The 600-nt window shown below is 60.3% G+C and carries 1 rRNA gene; it reads left to right on the top strand.

Features of this window, described 5'->3' with window-relative positions:
- Positions 1-122: 122 nt before the first annotated feature.
- Positions 123-239 (top strand): 5S ribosomal RNA (gene rrf, locus FF041_RS29595).
- Positions 240-600: the final 361 nt, after the last annotated feature.

The following is a 600-nucleotide window of genomic DNA, read 5'->3' as shown; positions in this document are numbered from 1 at the left end:
GCCGAGGGCTTGTCCTCAGTTGCTCGCGTCCACTGTGTTAGTTCTGAAGCAACGAACAGTTGCCGGTTTCAGTAGAACCACTTAATTGAAGAGTGTGCTTGTTCGCTCGAAACCGATAGGGTTTCGGTGGTTATAGCGTTAGGGAAACGCCCGGTCACATTCCGAACCCGGAAGCTAAGCCTTTCAGCGCCGATGGTACTGCAGGGGGGACCCTGTGGGAGAGTAGGACGCCGCCGAACAATATTTAGGGACCCTTGGTCCAGCGTTCACGCTGGATCAAGGGTCCTTTTTTGTTTTGTTAGTTGGTCAAAGCGCGGCCGATGGCCGGCTGCGCGAGAATGACAGCAGTACCAGAAGACAGGAGTCACGCCGATGTCCCCCAACTCTCCCGACGATCGTCCGGAGCGCGAGCCTCGTCGTAGGGACGGTGGCGACCGAGGCGGATTCCGTGGTGGTCGCGATGACCGCCCCGGTGGTTTCCGCCGTGACGATCGACGCGATGAGCGTCCCCGTGACGACCGGTCCGGCGGTCCCCGTCGTGACGATCGTCGTGATGACCGTCCGTCGTTCCGTCGTGACGACGACCGTGGCGGGTTCCGT

Origin of the sequence: Streptomyces jumonjinensis (assembly GCF_009600885.1) — a bacterium.
GTDB classification, from domain to species: Bacteria; Actinomycetota; Actinomycetes; order Streptomycetales; family Streptomycetaceae; genus Streptomyces; species Streptomyces jumonjinensis.
This window is presented reverse-complemented; position numbering and strand designations above follow the sequence as displayed.